Here is a 1,919-nt window from a genome sequence, read left to right as displayed (position 1 = left end):
CCAGCCGCACGCCCTCAATGGCATGGGCCGAGGAGGCGTCCACGTCCTGCCCGCGCAGCAGGCGCGTGGCCTGCACCATCCAGTGCGTCAGCACTTCGGCGCGCGGCTGGGCAAATAGCATTTCGTACCAGGCCGGCGAGAGCACGCCCGCCCCGTAGCCCGAGCTGAACGACAGCCGCTCGTAGGTCCACGGAATCCAGGTGGTTTCGGTGGGGACTTTTTTCCGGCCTTTCAGGCGGGCTTTGTCTTCTTTTTTGAGCAGTTCGGGCCGCAGTACCGGGGCGTGCCAGGCGCCGCACACTACCGCCACGCGCGGGTAGCCCTGGGCCAAGGTAGCGCGCAGGGTTTCGCGCATAAAGGCCTCGCGCAGCAGCGTTTCCTCGGTTTCGGGGCGTTGCAGCTCCTCGCGCAGGGCGGTCATCAAATCCAGCACCACGGCGAAGGTGTCGGCGTTGCCGGGGGCGTGTTCGAGGTGGGTTTCCCACCACTGCTCCGAGTCGGTGTAGCCGGCCAGGCGGGCGATGTAGGCCACGGGGTCGGCTTCGGGGTCGTCCGCCGAAGCCGCACCGCCCGACGAAACCTTACGGGACCCCTCCGGGGCAGGCCCCCCATCCAAAAGGGAGGGGGCACCGGTTTGGCTTTCTTGGGGTTCGGCTGGCTCGGTGGTAGCAGTTTTAGAGCCGATGGTTTCATCAACAACAGTAGCTGCTTCCGCTTCTGAGGCTTTGTCGCCCTCACGAGCCGGTGCCCCCTCTTTTTTGGAGAGGGGGGCAGGGGGTGAGGTCCCGGCGGCCGGTAACTCCGCCACCGCGTCCCGCATGCCGAACCGCAGACTCATCGGCAAGTCCATGCAGCGCACGTGCGCCCCATTCCGCGCGGCCCAGTGCACGGCTTGCCACTCCGGCGAGAACTCGGCGAAGGGTAGGAACGAGGCTAGGCCCTGTTGCTTGGGATTGTATACCAGCAGAGCCACCGGCGGCACCAACTCGGGATAGATGGCGGTGGCCAAAGCGGCTTCGGCATCGGCGGGGCATTCGAGCAGGATGATGTCGGGCCGGAAGGCATCGAACGCGGCCACGAGGCTGGCGGCGCTGCCGGGGCCGTGGTGGCGAATGCCGAACAGGCGGAGGTCGGTGGGCATGGGAAGGCAAGGTGGGGGCGGGGGCTGCAAATGAACAACACCCCGCCCAACCCGGCCCGCCTTTTAAGTAAAATCTTCGTCAATCAGCTCCTTATTGAGCAGGGCCCCAGCCTTGGAGCCCGCTGCCACGGCGGCGGCCACGGCCCGCATGGGCGTGGTGTTGTCGCCGGCCGCGTATACGCCCGCCATGCTGGTGCGCTGGAATTCATTGACCTGTACGTAGCCTGCCTCGGTGAGGGCGCAGCCCAGCTGCTGAGCCAGGGTGCCGGGCAACCGAAATGGCACCCGGGCAAACACCGCCGCCAGCGGGTAATCGGTGCCATCGGCCAGCTGCACGGTGCGGAGTTGGCCCTGCTCGTGCGCAAAGCCGCGGATGGGCGTTTCGACCACCGCCACTCCACGGTGGGTCAGCGCGGCCCGCTGCTCCGCCGTGAGCGTGGCCGGTCCGTCCGTGAACAAAGTGAGCTGGCCCGACCATTGCCGAATCAGCCGGGCGAAGTCGTAGCCCACGTCGCCGTTGCCGAGCACGCCCAGGGGCTTTTCGGCCACCTCGTAGCCGTGGCAGTAGGGGCAGTGCAGCACCGAGATGCCCCAGCACGCGGCAAAGCCCGGCAGGTCGGGCAGCAGGTCGCTGATGCCGGTGGCCAGCACCACTTTTCGGGCCGTGAGGCTGGTCCCGGCGGCGGTTTCGATGAGGAAGCCTCCCGCGATGGGGGCGGCCGTCAGCGCCTCATCGGCCCGCAGTTCGATGGTGGGGTACTGCACCACCTGCTCGATG

At 67.5% G+C, this 1,919-nt stretch carries 2 protein-coding genes; both read right to left on the bottom strand.

Annotated elements, in window-relative coordinates:
• A partial coding sequence (locus ACYVDE_RS21435) for a DUF5682 family protein (protein WP_460503573.1) occupies positions 1 to 1,141 on the bottom strand: 1,141 nt, incomplete at its 3' end.
• A gap of 63 nt (positions 1,142 to 1,204) precedes the next feature.
• A partial coding sequence (locus ACYVDE_RS21430) for an NAD(P)/FAD-dependent oxidoreductase (protein WP_460503572.1) occupies positions 1,205 to 1,919 on the bottom strand: 715 nt, incomplete at its 5' end.

It is taken from the genome of Hymenobacter agri (genome assembly GCF_054778495.1).
Note: the sequence above shows the minus strand (reverse complement) of the source record. Positions and strands in the feature narration are given on the sequence as shown.